Below are 15,103 nucleotides of genomic sequence, written 5' to 3' on the forward strand. Positions count from 1 at the left end.
TCTGTGTGGAAGGTGGATATGATATGAAGCATACACCTACGATTAGAGCAGAATTAGACAGATATTTAGAACAAAAGGGTTTGAGCTTAGCGCAATTTGGACAACTTGCAGGCATGAATAGGGGAATAATAAGTGCTATTGTGTCAGGGAATAAGTCTATGTCTGTTAACCAACTTGACTTAATCACTGAGGCTATGGGTTTACCAGAAGGGGAGTTTTACGATCTGTTTATAGAAAACTACATCATCGATCATCCTCCAAATATGAGGCGAATCGAGCCGTTTTTGTTTCGCTGTGCGGAGTTAGACAGGTTGGATGCAATCCGTCGAGTGGTGGGAGCCATCATGGACAATCTACTGTATTCACCCAAGCTATTTGAAATTGCAGAAGGATTGTTGGCGCAGGGAAAAAATGCGGCAGCATTGGTGCTCTATGAGGGGGTGGCTGAAACAGAGAGATATCAACATTCTGAACGTTTGGCAATCTGCCAATATCGTATATTCACAATTCAAGTTGGAGAGGATCAAAGCCGTAATCTCGAGGCAGCAACGCTACTTGAACCCTTTGTGGAACGTCTGGATGAAATGGAACAGCTTGACGCGCTGAAGGATTTAGCTAACGTGTACAGGTCATTGCGTAAATGGGACAAGGTTGAGGAAGTAGCTCGAAAAATGAGAGCTAAGGCGGAAATCCAATATTCGATGAAACATCAACACCAGAGTCGAATGTGTGATGAGTCTTCCAAGAAACTAAGTCGTCCACTGTTTGTGTACATTGCTTATGCTGATTTGTTGTGTTCAGGTTCTTGCGAAGCTAAAGGCGATTACCACCAAGCTCTCCAGTATACATACGCCTACGCTAGTTTAGATTGGGTTTTGGAGAAGGACGAGTACACCCAACACTGGATAGGTTTGTTCCAAAACTGGGCAGAAGGTAACACGTACGTATATAAGCTTTTATCTGGAGATATAAGCGTGCTAAACGATTATGTTCAATATATTATTGCATCAAGTGATAAAGTCGATAAGGAAATGATTGTAAAGCTTTTGAACGTAATGTTTGCAGCTAACCAATATAAGTTAGACGTTAATGATATAATTAAACGGTTTGAAACGGTTATTGCTTCTTTTGTGCAACAGCCATCAACGGATATGTATACGAAACAAGTTATACCAGAGCAGTATGCGCGTTTGGGTTATGAGCTGGCTTACTATTATTTACATCAAGGTTCTTACGAAGATGGTTTTAAATATTTGATGTATTCTTTGGAAAATTTTCATACATTGAATAATGAGACTTATTATTTAAACTGTGTAGGAATGTTTGAGCATTTCCGCACTCATGCAATTCCCGAAACAAAGGAAAAATACTCAAAATTCATTGAGAAGGTGTGGTTAGACAATGTTAAAAAAAATGGTACTGCTAATCATTGCAGCTAGTTTTTTGTTTATTGTTACTGTACCTGTTCAGTCGAATAGCCATCAGGTTACTCCATACTATGATCCAATTGGTGGGGCCTGAACCCTGTTTGAGGAGTGGATGACCAATGTTGAGAAAAATTGTACTTCTGACCATCGCGGTTAGCTTTTTGTTTATTTTTACTGGGGCGGATCAAGCCTTTAACCACCACCATAGTATTCAGCCTAACGTTACCATTGGAGGATTTTAAAGCTTAAGCTCTGCCAACCTTATAGTTGGTAGGGCTTTCTTTAGTGCAGGAATTACCACACATACAACAGAATAACTATCTGAGGTGATCAGCATGAACTATACATATAAAGTGTTAAAGTCGGATATAGAACTATTTGCAGCTGCATTAAGTCTAGCAAGAGTGTACGTTGTTCAGTCGTTGGATGAGGATTTGATAGATATCGTGGACTACGGCGGACCGGTCGAAAAATACACACCGGAGTCGATTAAAATTAACGGAACTTATTTCTTTCGTAATCAGTTTGAATTTAGAGTAGATGTGAAAAAAGACTCCGCTGGTATGTAACCAGTATGGAGTCCTTTGTAGTTTATTTAGTTGAATACTCGCTTACTTCAAACGTAAGGATTTTATTGAATATTACATAGTCCTTACGGGTACTGAATGGACCTTTGTTATTATTGTGCTTATCAATGGCAAAGAATGATGGGCCTCTGCCAGCATCTTTAGCGTCATACCAAGCGATGAATGCATTGAGTTCTTTTTTACTTAGATCGAATTCTTTATCAAATCCATTGTCCATCGTTACTGTCAGAATAGCACGGTCACCAGTAGGTTGTGATGGTTCGTATGGTTCAGTTGGCTCCGTAGGGTCAGAAGGATTAGGCTCAGGACTTGGTGTTGGATTTGGTGTCGGCGTTGGTTCAGGTGTCGGTTTAGGATCTGGTGTTGGAGAAGGTTCGGGCGCTGGTACTATGTCGTTACTGTTAAAAAAGTCGAGTTCGCTTATATTTATGTCTTCACCACTCATAGTGTATAAAGTGATGAATCTTACATTACGTACTATTTTTTCCTTAGGAAGCGTTTTGAGATTTCCATCACCTACATTGGCTTCAAATGCATCTTCATAACCTGTACTTCGATTATAAAAGTTTATTCTCATAGGCTTTAAATCGCCTTTAAGCTTATATGAATCAATAGTTCTATCTGTACCTAAATCAATCATAATCATCTTATCTTTAGGAAGTAAGTAACTTGTTTCTTCATTGTTATCTGTAATAAGCGTTGTACTCGTTGTGCTTGCATGGGATCTCCCTATAAAATATATATCAGGAATCATTGCATCAACACTTTTTCCGTTGGCATAACCACCAGTGTAGGCACTCACTGATGACAATGGGAGGAAAATGGTAATAAGTAAAGTGAAGCATAAAATTAAATTGAGCTTTCTTTTCATGTATAAATCCCCTTTTTGTTTATTTGCTTAGTAAGCATACAAATAACAAAAAGGAATGTCTAAACAATTATGTCTAAATATTCAAAATAAAGTTTAATGGTAGGTTTTAATTTTTACTCTCTCTAGTTCACTATAACTGAAATGTCTTTTTTTTGTTTTGCGACAAGTTATGCGATACTTCGATATGGCTCTCCAATTAGTATAGAGAAGATTTAAATACTATGGAGGTGTCATATGATAAAAGGGATCGCAAGAGGATTAATCGTATTTTTATTAGCTGCTATTTTTTCCGTTCAAGGTGTCTATGCAGAACTGGCAGCAACCAACCAACAAGCAGCAGCTGGGTATACGTTGGAGTTCCCTAGTTCACGTTACCCTGAAACCGGGGCGCACATTAGAGATGCAATAGCAGCCGGACATTCCTCCGTTTGCACGATTGACAGAGATGGAGCCGAGGAAAACAGGAAGGAGTCACTCAAGGGTTATCCGACTAAAAAAGGATATGACCGTGACGAGTGGCCAATGGCAATGTGTGCTGAAGGTGGCGCAGGTGCTGATATTCGATACATAACCCCTAGTGATAACAGGGGAGCAGGATCATGGGTAAGTCATCAGCTAGATAAGTATGCTGATGGAACAAAGGTAAAATTTATAGTGAAATAAGTGTGAGGGACTCTACAGGGTATTGGCTGATAGAGTCCTTTTTCATACCCAATAAAAAATAAATATGCAAATATTTAGATTATATTTATAGATCAGCAAGTTTATGTTTAGACAATATGAGAGTGTTAACCTATCTTTATGGATATAGAAGATATTCATAGGGGGCTAATAATCATGTCGAAGAAATTTATGGCTACGATTTTAACTTTTTTACTAGTAAGCATTATGTTACTACCGTCTGTAACACATGCAGCTGCACTAAATAAAACAGTAAAAGGAATGCTTGGATTCTCACCTCCAGAAGGAACTACTGCAAAAGCCAGCAGTATTTATAGCAACTATGTGGCGGGAAATTCAATAGACGGAGACATCGGAACGTATTGGAATGCCAGTACATTCAAAGGGGATATTGAATTAATTTTTCCTAGCCCAATCGAAATGAATTTCGTTCATATTACCACTGCTGCTACGCCACCGAGAGAGATTTCATACACCATTTATGGATTAGAAGGTGGAAAGTGGGCACCAATAAGTGAGCAAATAACTCATTCTTTAACTGCTAAATATACAACGTCACAACCCGATAAGGTGAAGCTTGGAACCTATGATGGTATAAAAATTGATGCTAACGGAGGTTCGTCATGGTTAGCATTTAACGAGATAACCATTGGCATGGTGGAAGCAATTGATCTTAAGGGGCAACCACAGAACTCATCTGCTAAATTAAGTTGGAATACAATCAAGGATGCTACTAATTATAAAATTAATTACGGTACACAACCTAATAAATATACAGATTCAATTTCTGTAGAAAAAGACGCGGCTGGTAACTATGTGATTCCTAATTTGATAAATGGAACAACTTATTATTTTCAAATAGTTGCTATTTTCAATGGTGTTGAGACATCGATTTCCAATGAAGCTTCAGTTACACCAACGGGGCCTTCAACGACTGAGCCGACAACTCCTGACAATCCATCTCCAGAAGAACCGACTAATCCAAGCGAACCTGGTACAACAAATCCTGATGAACCATCGACTGGTGAGCCTACTAATCCTCAATCACCTTCAGGTAACCGTGCTATTCTGGTAGTCACCATGACAACTGGTTTGGAAAAGGAATTCGACCTAAGCATGAAAGAGGTCAATGATTTCATCTCTTGGTATGAAAGCAAGCAGGCTGGTTCTGGATCGGCTTCATATGCAATCAATAAACATGATAACAATAAAGGGCCGTTCAGCAGCCGTAAGGACTACATGCTGTATGATCGTATCCTAACGTTTGAAGTAAATGAATATTCTAAATAAATTGAAAAGCTCTGCTAACCTTAATTGGTCGGCAGAGCTTTTATCATTTTTAACAGGTCTGTGTTAGCTGGTTTATATTTCGTTTTAGCTTCTTCATATAATTTGCCGAGGTTACGAAACTCTATTGTCGTCCTTTACCATGTTGAAAATATGTTTACTATTTAATATTTTTCGTATATATTAATATTTGGAAATTAGTTTTTCACAAATATTTCCTGCAAAACTAGATTGAATTAACAGAGGAGATTATTACAATGAGCATTTTATTAAGAATAGAACGCAAATCCGGTGGTGAACCAATCGAGTTTGTAAAAGGTGAGGTCATTGGCTTTACTTATAAGAATAATAGTTCCATAAACCTTTCAGCTAAGTCTCCAAACTTAACTCATTCGCTACATATCCGAAGCAAAATTCCGCTTCATTCGCTTCCTTCAGTTATAGACAATGCGGATAAATCCAACATGCTGTATACATGGGCAAAGACAGAATATAAACCTGATAGTGAGGATTACTATCGCAAATGTAATATCCAAATCGTTAGAAATGAAAACACTATCCGAGATATTACGTTAACACACGCTTATGTAGATAAGTATCAAGAACAGATTGATACCAGCAAAGAGATCCTTGAGTTTGAACTTGTTTTAAAACAAAAAGAAGATAAATTGGGAAAAATTCAATACAGTCCTCAGTTAGAACCTAAGGAAACAAGAGAAAATGATCAGTCTGATGTCTCGCAAAAAGTACTGGAAGGTGCATATAGTAAGAATATGTTAGTGTATGCAGGAAATAATACTTTTCCGTTTGAAAATCCGATGGTAGAACTAGAAAAAACTTGGGTGCGAGGCGTAGAGAAGGTAAAGAATTCAACAGATGCTGTAATACATTATCCTGATCGTAAAGCATTTATATTAGTAGCTGTTCCTATAGCTCGAAAGAAGTACGGAGACATCACAGCAAATTTACTTAAACATTCACTTGATTACAAACCAGTAAATTTAAACTTTAACGAATGGTCATATGAGGCGCAGCAAGTTAAAAAATCTAAAGAGCACATTGCAATAGTTGATGCCGCAGTCAAAAAAGCTAACGCTAATAAAGTTAAAAGTTTTTCATATAATGGATCTGAGGGGCTAGAAAGTGATAGAGATTTATATAATGCTTTTCACAACATGTATTATAAAATAAATGGAGATTACGTTGACGGGCAATGGAAAATTACTGCAATATATTATGATGTATATAATTTCGAATATAATTTTAAACAAATGTTTACTGGGGATAACAAACTTGGTTGGGCTGCGGCCAATCTAACAAATTTAATGGAATCATGGGGAACGCTCAATGAGTATACATCTTATGTTACAGTAACTGATATAAGAAAAGCTTGGAAGTGAGGTATGTATTGCAGATGAAGCGTAGATACATCATTATCTTGATTGCTATACTAGTTACAATTACTACTCTAATTTTCCTGGTGAGTTTTGGAGATAATACGAAGTATAAATACCCATCAGGCAAAGATACCGTGGAATATTTTGGTGACGGGACTTTTCAAATTTTTAGAGGAGGGCCGCATGACCCTTTAATACTTTATAATCATCTTGCTGATCCACTGGAAAAAGCTGTTGATAATATTGTGTCCTATAAGATAAAAAAAAATATCGTATATTTGGTTGGTGAAAATGGCTTCATTAAATTGGATTCAAGTACCAACACGTACGAGCAAAAGAAACGGATTACCGACTTCACTTCCAAAGATAGAGAGATATTTAATAGATTAATGGAAAAATAAAAGCAAGTCTCCGAACCTACCTAGGACTTTTTTGTGGTATAATCTGGATTGTGCGACAAAACGGCTATAAAGGACGGTCGGCTAATCTCCCGGAAGGGAGGTGACGCCATGGAAGTTAAAGACACACTGATGTTGATGATTCAATTCGCAACGTTGGTGATTCTGATACTTTCTTTCCATAAATGGAAATAGACCGCCCTGGCGAGGATACGGTCTATTTCTGGATCAAACCTCAATTGCTGACCGCTCTTATAGCGGTAAGTCGTACAGGGGAGCGGTGGTAGCCGTTCCCTTTTTCTATTCTTATGTTATCATATTCATTTTATACAGGCAATGGAATTACCTTTGTTGACAAAAGTCATAATGGTTATAGAAATATTAAAACCCCGGATTGCCCCGGGGCTGTTTTTTTTTATCTGATCGTATATTCGTAAACTTTATCCTGAATCTTTATCTCTGCTTTTAATGGCTTCTCACTTTTAGCCACCTCATTGGGTATCTCTGAAAGATAGTACAGTGTTCCCGTTTTAAGTGGGTCAACGCTGGTTATGTTGGTGTAAGTAAAGTCTTCACCGCCACGTTCCTCAATAGTGCTGAATGTATCATAATCATATTTGTTATCGAATTTTAGGTTTACTTCCGCTATTTTATCCGCCTTAATTCCTTCTGCCCCAAGATTTTTGGCTTTAATGATTAGAGCAAAGAAGGTGGAGTCTGTTTCTTTGGATTCGTATAGTGTGTGGAAGTCTCCCGGTTTAGAGGGTTCGATTTTTTTCGAAATCTTATTTCCCGTTACTGTTATATCAGCGAAATCTTGTATTGTAACTGTCTCGCCCTTTTTAATAGGTGTAACCGTATCTTCTTGCTTTTGTTCCACTGGTTCTGCTGGTATAGTAGAAGTCGTTGCCGTAGTAGCAGCTTGTTTGGTGTCATTTGTTGTGGCAGATTGCTTAGGTGAGCAAGCTGCAAGCGTTATAAATGCGGCAGCCACCAATATACCTGTTACAAATTTCATATTATCCCCCTGATTTTGTATTTTCGTATAGTCTATCAGACCTAGGAATATTTTTCTAGTAGAAAAGTTCTAGATTCAGAAGGCAAAAAGTCTTGTCTAGAACGTATGTTCGTAATATAATTTCTACATAATACATCAGGAGGCTACAAACATGTCTAAAAAATTAGAAGGTAACGGGTTGTGGGAAAGCAGCCGGATTATCATACCAGAACATAAAGAGGCTTATCTGAAGCTCATGAAGGACCGACAACGGAGAGGAAAGCCAGAGCTAGACGATCAAGAGGTACAATTGATCGAACAGGCGCTAATAGACTCTTACAACTCACGCAATGCCGTCACTGTGACCGTATTTAGCCCGTTTGATGATGAGGTAATGACTGGTGTAGTTACGTCAATTAACACAGCGCGTAGAGAAGTAAAACTGTTTCGCGGTGAGGATGATTTTAGCTGGATTAAGCTTGAGGATATTATATCAGCACGCTGAAAATAATTACCTCACATAATACATAAATACTTCCATTTAACATGGTAATTGGATTGCCTCTAACAAGTAACAAATATAGAATTAAAGCATATTTGTTACCAATTATGTGAAGGGGTTATGTGTTATGTGGGAGCCTATTAGGTTCTTGCTTTTCTCGACTGTAGAAACATTTGCAGCGTTCGTTTTAATGTTAACTATTTTTAGAGTCAGGGCTTTAGACTATGTATGGCCTGCATTATTTATTGGATTGATAATGAATTTGCAAAGTTTCATTTTAAGGGAAGAAACTTCTTTGGCTTTCTTTGCTCCAACCATAAACATCATATTGTTCACGTTATTGATAACCACTGTTGTTAGGATGCCGATTATTTGGGCAGCCATCATATCCATTACAGGTACATTTTTGTATACGTTATTCCAAGCGGCGATTATATTAATCCTTTTTGGTACCTTGACAACAGAGATGCAGACCTCAGCAGAAGGATCGTTAGCGCAAGCGGTAACCAGTGCATGGGTGTTAGCTATTTCGTGGTTCCTGTATAAATTCAAAATAGGCTTTACAGCAGATTATGAAAATCTACGTTTTAAGTGGGAGTATATACTCGTTATTATCTTAATAGTAGGAGTATTGGCAGCTTGTGCATTTATGTTTTACGTCAATAATTTCTTTTTGAGTATTCTATTTATTGCCTTAGCATCTGCCATGTTTTTGTATTATTCATTAAAAACGGAGCGTGATTACTATAAAAAATCTTGACTCCATCGCTCTTAATATTGCGACTCACATCAAAACAGTTGTACCTGATCATCCTTCATCTATAGATGTTCTAAAACATGGGATAGCCGTTGCGATCAATACATTTTCAATTATTTTACTGACTATCGGTATCTCATTTTTTACGGATAGGATGCAGGAAGCTTTGCTAGTGATGATATCTTTTTCAATGTTGCGCCAAATTGTAGGAGGGCTACATTTAAAGAGCAATATAATGTGTATTGTTGTATCTACAGTTCTACTTACTGCTTTATCTTTCGCGAGTTTTAATTACAATTGGATCGTTATTACGTCGATAATAAGTATTGTGCTTATCTTGGTTTACGCGCCATCAAGGGTAGAGGGGAAGACGCGTATATCAAAGCAGCATTATCCGTTGTTAAAGTTTATCGGTGTTGCAATTGTTATTCTAAATCTGTGGTTGGCTTTTCCGGTAGTAGCTGCCAGTTTTCTTGTTCAGAGTTTAACACTAATAGAAGGAGGTGTGAGAAATGAAGAAAACCAAACCGAGTAAAGTGAAGGCTAGTATGTATTACAATATTGCTGCAATGTTGACAACACTTGCAGTTGCATCAGTGAGCACGGCAAGTCTGTCATGGATTCACAGTCCCGAACCACCGAAAGAATTGTTAAAGTAAGCGGGGAATGTTAAATGCTAAGTTTAACCGTATCGGCAGATCCTGGAGGTATAGAAAGAGGAGAAAATGTTTTAGTAGACAAAGTCCTTTTCATCTCTAAGGGGAGAAAGCGAGACCAGATACTGGTTCATACATTTGATAGAACATACTATATGGTAGGAACCTTGAGACATTGGGAGAATTTTTTGAATAGTAACGGATATCGTTTTTTGAATGTGGATAGAAGTAACACTCTTAATGTAGAAAAAGTAAAGATTGTTAATGGTATCTTCAAAGATGCTTACTTTGAAGATGAAGTAACAAAAACATCAAAAAGGTGTCCAATTGCTTACCATCGATTTGACGAGGTTGTTGAAGAAATGGGTTTTATTAATTCGAAAATAATCTTCACTGGAGTTGCTACAAAATAGCGACTCTTTTTTTGTCGAAAATAAGTGTCTTATAATGTCGAATATTAAGAGACATTCAGCGCCCGAATTTTTGTTGCCAAGACCCTAATATTGGGATTAAATAGTAGTATAGTTATGTCAAAAATTGATATGTCCGATTATAGACATAATTGTTTTGGAAAATGAAAAAAGGGAGGAGGGCAGAGTTATCTGCAAAAAGTATGGTTTAACCATACTTTTATCCGAGGGAGAGCCAACAGGCTCACTCAAAGATCAGTTCGTATAAGTCTTCCATTTTACAATCGAGGGCATAGGCTACGTTAATCATAACATCAGCAGACATTTTATCCTGATTGTTGGCCCAATTGGAGATCAAATGTCTGCTATAGCCAGTGCGTCTAGCAAGATCGATTTGTTTTATACGACGTTCTTCGAGTAGTTCCTTTAATCGGCATCTCCCACGGGAGATTTTCAATCAAAGATCCTCCAGTAGGTATCTATTCGTTGCAAATTATATCACTGAGAGGCACTCCAGTAAATACGACAAAGGACGTGCATCAATGCAAATACACAGATTAAAGATTAAATGGGACATAAAAAAAGAGAATGCAGAAATTTATACCTTATCCATGCTTCAAGTATTTGGGATTGCCCTGCCGGTCGTTGTAATAGTAGAAGCTCCTTCGTGGATTCATGAATTCACTTTCGTAAAGTAGTATGTAAACAGGGTAGAATGGTTCACTCCCATCTGCCCTTCATTGGTTAAAATCGTCCCCCTAAGCGTCCCCCAAACGTCCCCCAATTCATGAAAAGTTATGATAGAATACGAACAACGTTTCTGATGAAATGTTCTATAAATCGTTATCCTAATAAAGGAAAAGATGAAGTGATAAATTCGTACATAAATCGCACCCAAGTACATCAATGGGAACGTGATCAATATCTGACGCTTTACTAAAATGAGGAATCCCTTGGCGCTCTAAGCGTTGAGGGATTTTTTGTATGAGGATAATGGATCATTTTCTTGGGCTACGTAGTACTCCCCACAATACAAAGTAGACTGGGAAGAATACAAACGCGAGCAGGGCGCGAAGAAGTGTTTAGAAACAAAAAAAGAAAAGTATGAAATCTATGAAGCCAGTTATGGAACTGCTACTACATTGGCTGGTCGAGCTTTGAAGTTTAAGGAAGTGCGATTACAGTAAGATAACCAAAAGTCCACATGCTAAGAAAAAGAACCCAAAGAGAATAGATACAGAGCCCCTAAATTTCATGTCATCAATGTAAGCATCGCTTGGTTCTGAGTCACCTTTGATCTTCCAGGCTTCGTTTGCACGCCATCCCCAAGTGGGATTCCGTTTACTTAAAATACCAAGCGAGAAAAAAATAATAGCAATAAGAATAAGCATGATCCCCATTTGATCACCCCCTTTAAGTAAATTATACCAAAAATGAACGACAGATAGAAAGCATTGTCCCCAAGAGCAGATGAAACAAAAATAAGAGGGCTTTGCCCTCCATGTTACGGTAGTATTTTAATCTGAATAAGCAACAGCATTAAAGCTTTCCATTCCTATTCGGGTAGCATCTGCTGTGCAAAATATATATAAGGTATATACCAATTCATTGGATGGTGGTAGAGGGATATTGTAATCGGATGCATTGATGGTGACGACTTGTACAGCGTTTGGGTTTACTTCGGAGACACTCACGGAGTAAAGGGCGTAAGCAACGAGCGAATCGACATCGCCTCTAACAATGGAAAAAGAAATAACGGAGTCAAATGGTGGAGTGGTAGGAAATGCAAGCTCGGCTATCCCTGATAATTGTACACGCATGTTATCCCCTGCACCCGTTACTTCTAAACCAAGCTCCGCGATGGCAACAGCAGTATTGGCTGGCAAGGGAATTGAGATCGTATTACCGTAACTTGCGTTTTGAGATGTTCGAGCATCTAAGAATCTAGTCATGTTCTCATCTCCTTTTTGATAGTTTATGCAGAACATATTCATTGTTGAGGGCAGTGAGAGATAAACATATTTTAGCCTATAGGGAGTAAAGAAGGAGAAAACAGCCTTATACAATGTTCATTGAAACAATCGTTGTAATGCTGCCGGATACAAAGGTTTCTTCCTCTGTGAAAATGTTGATTTCGATTTTAAAAATACTCCACGGATGAAAAAAAAGGCGGGTACGCATTCGGGCACCCTACTTACAGTAGTGCGGAAAGGAATTTTTAATTGTATACGCCCGTAAAATGTTCTTTTATGCTGCAAAGAGTGGATGGAGCCAAGATGGCGGATTAGTGTGGAAAAACATGTAAATTAAGATGGGGAGCAACGACCATTCAATATGCTACAGGATTGGACGGAATTACAATGCTACTGAAAATCTGGAGCAAGCCTATTACAAGCATTTGGAAAATGAGATTGATTACGAAACTGTACCGTGCTGTTAAGATGGATGCGATGAGTGCGAGTAGCTGGATGACCATGTCTATAAAACATACCGTGAGTTAATCAACGATGGCAGAGAATTTCCTAAACTTCTGGTTTTTGATCTCTAAGGAGAAACATCAATGACAGAACAGAGTTTCCGTTTTTATGAAAGTTAATCATATTGAGATTCATCGTGTTGGTAGAGTTGCCGTGCTTGCTTATAGTGACGAGACTTATAAAGTGTACGTAAATCAACTCCAAAAGATAGCGGAGGGCACCCCATGATAAGAGCCTATACCTCTATACTATGCGCTGTATTGTTATATGTTGGTGTAGTCAGTATAGATAGGTGAGGATTAAATATGGCAGATAACAACGATAAAAAAAGTAAGCACCTATGAAAAAAAGTGCTTACTTTAGGTTTAATTTTATTATTAAGGGAACATTTTGTAAATGTAGCCTTGATATAATGGGCATACTTTATTGTTGCCTTTTTGTTGCCATTTATATAAAGAAATGTTCCCTCCAAAGCCTCCTGTCATGTAAAATTTTTGAGTTGGAACTGTCGATTTCATATCCTCTTTAACCGTTGCACCTCTGATGCCACTTACCCATTTTTTGTTCCCTTGAGGCGGAGTATATGGTGACTCAGAAGAAATATTTGCTGAATTTGGGACTGGTTCTGCAAAACTTAAAGACGGTACAGACAATGCTCCAAGAAGAACGGTGCCAGCAGCCAAAGCGATAATAGATTTTTTCAAAAGTAAAGCCTCCTTAGTTTGTTTATCTTCGTATGCAAACTATGGTGTAAGGTAATTATAGTGTTTCGATTTACATTTATCTACCAAAAATAACGATTTCACCAAATAATCACATCATATAAAGGAATGATAAATGATGAATGACAGTATACTGACTTAATTGGTGTAATAAAAAATTACGAATACTCACTTCAACAGTTGGAAAACCGAATGGCTGCGTATGATTTACTTTTGACGGAAGGATCGGTTGTCAAACGAGTTTCTGGTCAAGAACTGACAGCAGATGTGACAGCCAACACCGCTCTAGTTAAAGACCAGCGCTAAAGACATACCGGGTATTTCAGCTACTACATTCGCGGATAAGCGGCGCAGAGCAATTGCGAACATAGCAAACAGTTTGAAGATCAATTGCACCTTAGATTTTGTCACGACCGACTATGGACGGGGACGAAACGAGGAAAATGAAATTGGACTAAGAATGCAGAAGTAAATAAGACCGTAAGGGCTTAAGCCTTTGCGGTCATATTTGTATTGTCTAAAGTTCTAGACTGTAAAACAAAGTAATAGTCTGACGATGCTTCATTAAGCTAACGGGCAGGATAGTTTAATAACATATCGAATTTTTTAAAAGTGGAAGGTTATACGAAGTGAGGCGTTGCTTAACTGAAGCGTGAAGTAGAGATAATCAAAAAGGAGATACCCAGATGGAAACAAATCAAAATATTCGTTTAGCAATCGAAGAATCTATACAGTTCCTTGAATCTACTTCGCATTTGGGGATGACTCACGGCGAGTGCAGCCGTCGAAAATGGGATGGAGCTTGGTGGCATATGGCTGCTCTTTATGAAATGGGAGAGGTGAAACTAATTCCCGAGTCTGCTATTGTCGGAGCAAAATATTTACTCGAAACTCAGGTCTGGCCGACCTTCATCATATCCGCCGATGACCATCCAACAAGTGAAAGTGATAAGATGAAGTTGGATTGCTGCCATTGTGAACTTGCCGTATACTATATGATTCTAATGGCGTATGGCTGTGATTTGGACAAGGAACTGCCTTGGATTCGCGAATGGCTCTTAAAGCATCAGTTACCTGATGGCGGGCTGAACTGCGACCCTGAAGCTTATACTCATTCTAAAAAGAGCTCTATTGTTTCAACACTTCCTCCGCTTGAAGCTATCTTATGGCATACAGATCGTGAATTTACTGAACAGGAAGCCGTTTTCTTAGATGAAGGAGCACGTTATTTAATTGAGCATCGTCTTGTATGTTCTAAACAAAATAGAAGCGTCATCGATATGGAATGGCTGAAGCCTTGCTTTCCGAGGTTTTTTGAATATGATATATTACGCGGTATGTCCTTCTTGGCAGAATGGTCCCAACGTAGGAACAAAACGCTGCCGGTCGGGCTGCTTATTGAAGGATTGGAACGATTGAACATCTTCAAGGAAACAGGAGGCTTGCAAATCGGTAGACAAGTCTTTGATCCACAAGGCCCGTGGGGTGGACAACCCTTTCCCTTGTTAGAAGCAGTAGCTGGCATTGGTGACGTTTCGCCTTATTTAACCAGACAGTTGGATCGAGTTATCGAACGATTGGGACCGGAGTATACCTATGCATAAAGACTTCCTTTAGAAAGGATCTCATGTTGGAAGAGGAACGGACCATGATGAGGAAGGCTTAGAGGGGAAAGTTACCGTAAAACGGGAAGCAAAAGAAGAGGCTTTGTTGAGGTAGCTCAATAAACTAAACCATGAGGATTTGTTAAAATATATCTCATTCGTATCTGTTTAGTTATAAATGAAATACAAGAACAGATGTTTTGTGTGGGACGATCATTGACATTTTTCCAAATAAACCGTTGCGTTTTTTTCATTGATTCCCCTTTTCACACAACCTATAATAATGCCTTAAATGATAATCATTTTCAATTATTAGAGAGAAGGAAAGGG

At 38.3% G+C, this 15,103-nt stretch carries 21 protein-coding genes and 1 pseudogene; 15 read left to right on the plus strand and 7 right to left on the minus strand.

Going from position 1 to position 15,103, the window contains the following annotated elements; genetic code table 11:
• Positions 1-23 precede the first annotated feature (23 nt).
• The 3 genes from MMB75_RS05390 to MMB75_RS05400 all read left to right on the plus strand — a co-directional run bounded on the left by MMB75_RS05390 (position 24) and on the right by MMB75_RS05400 (position 1,996).
• Positions 24-1,439, plus strand: coding sequence for a helix-turn-helix domain-containing protein (locus MMB75_RS05390; protein ID WP_016822007.1), 1,416 nt, complete (start codon positions 24-26; stop codon positions 1,437-1,439).
• A 107-nt stretch (positions 1,440-1,546) separates the two neighbouring features.
• Positions 1,547-1,669, plus strand: a complete 123-nt coding sequence (locus MMB75_RS05395; protein ID WP_016822006.1) for a hypothetical protein — start codon at positions 1,547-1,549, stop codon at positions 1,667-1,669.
• 93 nt (positions 1,670-1,762) lie between these two features.
• Complete coding sequence (locus tag MMB75_RS05400; RefSeq protein ID WP_016822005.1) at positions 1,763-1,996, plus strand: hypothetical protein; 234 nt, start codon at positions 1,763-1,765, stop codon at positions 1,994-1,996.
• A 22-nt stretch (positions 1,997-2,018) separates the two neighbouring features.
• On the opposite strand, the gene MMB75_RS05405 is transcribed toward MMB75_RS05400, so the two are convergent.
• Positions 2,019-2,885, minus strand: coding sequence for a hypothetical protein (locus tag MMB75_RS05405; protein ID WP_016822004.1), 867 nt, complete (start codon positions 2,883-2,885; stop codon positions 2,019-2,021).
• Positions 2,886-3,119: 234 nt separating this feature from the next.
• Between MMB75_RS05405 and MMB75_RS05410 the strand changes: the two genes are divergently transcribed.
• The 5 genes from MMB75_RS05410 (at position 3,120) to MMB75_RS26185 (ending at position 6,843) form a co-directional block, all read left to right on the plus strand.
• Positions 3,120-3,548: a NucA/NucB deoxyribonuclease domain-containing protein gene (locus tag MMB75_RS05410; RefSeq protein WP_016822002.1), complete on the plus strand. Its 429-nt coding sequence runs from the start codon at positions 3,120-3,122 to the stop codon at positions 3,546-3,548.
• Positions 3,549-3,722: 174 nt separating this feature from the next.
• Positions 3,723-4,856, plus strand: a complete 1,134-nt coding sequence (locus tag MMB75_RS05415) for a fibronectin type III domain-containing protein (protein ID WP_016822001.1) — start codon at positions 3,723-3,725, stop codon at positions 4,854-4,856.
• 254 nt (positions 4,857-5,110) lie between these two features.
• Complete coding sequence (locus tag MMB75_RS05420; protein WP_016822000.1) at positions 5,111-6,253, plus strand: hypothetical protein; 1,143 nt, start codon at positions 5,111-5,113, stop codon at positions 6,251-6,253.
• Between the two features lie 14 nt (positions 6,254-6,267).
• The gene (locus MMB75_RS05425; protein ID WP_029514440.1) at positions 6,268-6,651 is read left to right on the plus strand and encodes a hypothetical protein; all 384 of its coding nucleotides are present in this window, start codon (positions 6,268-6,270) and stop codon (positions 6,649-6,651) included.
• A 108-nt stretch (positions 6,652-6,759) separates the two neighbouring features.
• Positions 6,760-6,843 carry a putative holin-like toxin gene (locus MMB75_RS26185; protein WP_420186494.1) on the plus strand — a complete coding sequence of 28 codons (84 nt, stop codon included), beginning with the start codon at positions 6,760-6,762 and terminating at the stop codon, positions 6,841-6,843.
• Positions 6,844-7,063: 220 nt separating this feature from the next.
• On the opposite strand, the gene MMB75_RS05430 is transcribed toward MMB75_RS26185, so the two are convergent.
• Positions 7,064-7,666, minus strand: coding sequence for a hypothetical protein (locus MMB75_RS05430; protein WP_016821998.1), 603 nt, complete (start codon positions 7,664-7,666; stop codon positions 7,064-7,066).
• Between the two features lie 151 nt (positions 7,667-7,817).
• On the opposite strand from MMB75_RS05430, the gene MMB75_RS05435 reads away from it, so the two are divergent.
• The 5 genes from MMB75_RS05435 to MMB75_RS05455 all read left to right on the plus strand — a co-directional run bounded on the left by MMB75_RS05435 (position 7,818) and on the right by MMB75_RS05455 (position 9,973).
• A complete protein-coding gene (locus MMB75_RS05435; RefSeq protein WP_016821997.1) occupies positions 7,818-8,150 on the plus strand; it encodes a YolD-like family protein in 333 nt (110 codons plus the stop codon).
• Between the two features lie 124 nt (positions 8,151-8,274).
• On the plus strand, positions 8,275-8,907 hold the full coding sequence (locus MMB75_RS05440) for a hypothetical protein (RefSeq protein ID WP_029514439.1): 633 nt from the start codon (positions 8,275-8,277) through the stop codon (positions 8,905-8,907).
• Positions 8,885-9,439, plus strand: coding sequence for an accessory gene regulator ArgB-like protein (locus MMB75_RS05445; protein WP_016821995.1), 555 nt, complete (start codon positions 8,885-8,887; stop codon positions 9,437-9,439). The genes MMB75_RS05440 and MMB75_RS05445 overlap by 23 nt, the downstream gene beginning before the upstream one ends.
• Positions 9,417-9,563 carry a cyclic lactone autoinducer peptide gene (locus MMB75_RS05450; RefSeq protein WP_016821994.1) on the plus strand — a complete coding sequence of 49 codons (147 nt, stop codon included), beginning with the start codon at positions 9,417-9,419 and terminating at the stop codon, positions 9,561-9,563. Before MMB75_RS05445 ends, MMB75_RS05450 begins: the two co-directional genes overlap by 23 nt.
• Before the next feature lie 14 nt (positions 9,564-9,577).
• Positions 9,578-9,973 carry a LytTR family transcriptional regulator DNA-binding domain-containing protein gene (locus MMB75_RS05455; RefSeq protein WP_016821993.1) on the plus strand — a complete coding sequence of 132 codons (396 nt, stop codon included), beginning with the start codon at positions 9,578-9,580 and terminating at the stop codon, positions 9,971-9,973.
• A gap of 241 nt (positions 9,974-10,214) precedes the next feature.
• Here MMB75_RS05455 and MMB75_RS05460 read toward each other — a convergent pair whose 3' ends face one another.
• The 5 genes from MMB75_RS05460 to MMB75_RS05480 form a co-directional block, all read right to left on the minus strand.
• A complete protein-coding gene (locus MMB75_RS05460; RefSeq protein WP_016821992.1) occupies positions 10,215-10,427 on the minus strand; it encodes a helix-turn-helix domain-containing protein in 213 nt (70 codons plus the stop codon).
• Between the two features lie 721 nt (positions 10,428-11,148).
• Positions 11,149-11,370: a DUF6199 family natural product biosynthesis protein gene (locus tag MMB75_RS05465; RefSeq protein ID WP_016821990.1), complete on the minus strand. Its 222-nt coding sequence runs from the start codon at positions 11,368-11,370 to the stop codon at positions 11,149-11,151.
• Between the two features lie 117 nt (positions 11,371-11,487).
• Positions 11,488-11,922, minus strand: a complete 435-nt coding sequence (locus MMB75_RS05470) for a hypothetical protein (protein ID WP_016821989.1) — start codon at positions 11,920-11,922, stop codon at positions 11,488-11,490.
• Between the two features lie 106 nt (positions 11,923-12,028).
• Positions 12,029-12,151, minus strand: coding sequence for a hypothetical protein (locus MMB75_RS05475; protein ID WP_016821988.1), 123 nt, complete (start codon positions 12,149-12,151; stop codon positions 12,029-12,031).
• 673 nt (positions 12,152-12,824) lie between these two features.
• The gene (locus tag MMB75_RS05480) at positions 12,825-13,151 is read right to left on the minus strand and encodes a hypothetical protein (RefSeq protein ID WP_016821986.1); all 327 of its coding nucleotides are present in this window, start codon (positions 13,149-13,151) and stop codon (positions 12,825-12,827) included.
• A gap of 144 nt (positions 13,152-13,295) precedes the next feature.
• On the opposite strand from MMB75_RS05480, the pseudogene MMB75_RS26125 reads away from it, so the two are divergent.
• Together MMB75_RS26125 and MMB75_RS05485 are read left to right on the plus strand one after the other, a co-directional pair.
• Positions 13,296-13,641: pseudogene (locus MMB75_RS26125) on the plus strand (hypothetical protein); the annotation flags it as partial.
• Positions 13,642-13,855: 214 nt separating this feature from the next.
• Positions 13,856-14,773: a prenyltransferase/squalene oxidase repeat-containing protein gene (locus MMB75_RS05485; RefSeq protein WP_045244473.1), complete on the plus strand. Its 918-nt coding sequence runs from the start codon at positions 13,856-13,858 to the stop codon at positions 14,771-14,773.
• The last annotated feature ends 330 nt before the right edge of the window (positions 14,774-15,103 follow it).

The sequence above is a fragment of the Paenibacillus sp. P2(2022) genome (genome assembly GCF_029522175.1).
Taxonomy (GTDB): Bacteria; Bacillota; Bacilli; order Paenibacillales; family Paenibacillaceae; genus Paenibacillus; species Paenibacillus polymyxa.

Bases quoted from the DNA above. Each gene is read 5' to 3' on its own strand.
- MMB75_RS26185 (WP_420186494.1), top strand. From the start codon at position 6,760: ATGGAAGTTAAAGACACACTGATGTTGATGATTCAATTCGCAACGTTG.
- MMB75_RS05390 (WP_016822007.1), top strand. From the start codon at position 24: ATGAAGCATACACCTACGATTAGAGCAGAATTAGACAGATATTTAGAA.
- MMB75_RS05485 (WP_045244473.1), top strand. From the start codon at position 13,856: ATGGAAACAAATCAAAATATTCGTTTAGCAATCGAAGAATCTATACAG.
- MMB75_RS05470 (WP_016821989.1), bottom strand. From the start codon at position 11,922: ATGACTAGATTCTTAGATGCTCGAACATCTCAAAACGCAAGTTACGGT.
- MMB75_RS05465 (WP_016821990.1), bottom strand. From the start codon at position 11,370: ATGGGGATCATGCTTATTCTTATTGCTATTATTTTTTTCTCGCTTGGT.
- MMB75_RS05415 (WP_016822001.1), top strand. From the start codon at position 3,723: ATGTCGAAGAAATTTATGGCTACGATTTTAACTTTTTTACTAGTAAGC.
- MMB75_RS05425 (WP_029514440.1), top strand. From the start codon at position 6,268: ATGAAGCGTAGATACATCATTATCTTGATTGCTATACTAGTTACAATT.
- MMB75_RS05395 (WP_016822006.1), top strand. From the start codon at position 1,547: ATGTTGAGAAAAATTGTACTTCTGACCATCGCGGTTAGCTTTTTGTTT.
- MMB75_RS05435 (WP_016821997.1), top strand. From the start codon at position 7,818: ATGTCTAAAAAATTAGAAGGTAACGGGTTGTGGGAAAGCAGCCGGATT.
- MMB75_RS05475 (WP_016821988.1), bottom strand. From the start codon at position 12,151: ATGCGTACCCGCCTTTTTTTTCATCCGTGGAGTATTTTTAAAATCGAA.
- MMB75_RS05410 (WP_016822002.1), top strand. From the start codon at position 3,120: ATGATAAAAGGGATCGCAAGAGGATTAATCGTATTTTTATTAGCTGCT.
- MMB75_RS05420 (WP_016822000.1), top strand. From the start codon at position 5,111: ATGAGCATTTTATTAAGAATAGAACGCAAATCCGGTGGTGAACCAATC.
- MMB75_RS05440 (WP_029514439.1), top strand. From the start codon at position 8,275: ATGTGGGAGCCTATTAGGTTCTTGCTTTTCTCGACTGTAGAAACATTT.
- MMB75_RS05450 (WP_016821994.1), top strand. From the start codon at position 9,417: ATGAAGAAAACCAAACCGAGTAAAGTGAAGGCTAGTATGTATTACAAT.
- MMB75_RS05405 (WP_016822004.1), bottom strand. From the start codon at position 2,885: ATGAAAAGAAAGCTCAATTTAATTTTATGCTTCACTTTACTTATTACC.
- MMB75_RS05430 (WP_016821998.1), bottom strand. From the start codon at position 7,666: ATGAAATTTGTAACAGGTATATTGGTGGCTGCCGCATTTATAACGCTT.
- MMB75_RS05455 (WP_016821993.1), top strand. From the start codon at position 9,578: ATGCTAAGTTTAACCGTATCGGCAGATCCTGGAGGTATAGAAAGAGGA.
- MMB75_RS05400 (WP_016822005.1), top strand. From the start codon at position 1,763: ATGAACTATACATATAAAGTGTTAAAGTCGGATATAGAACTATTTGCA.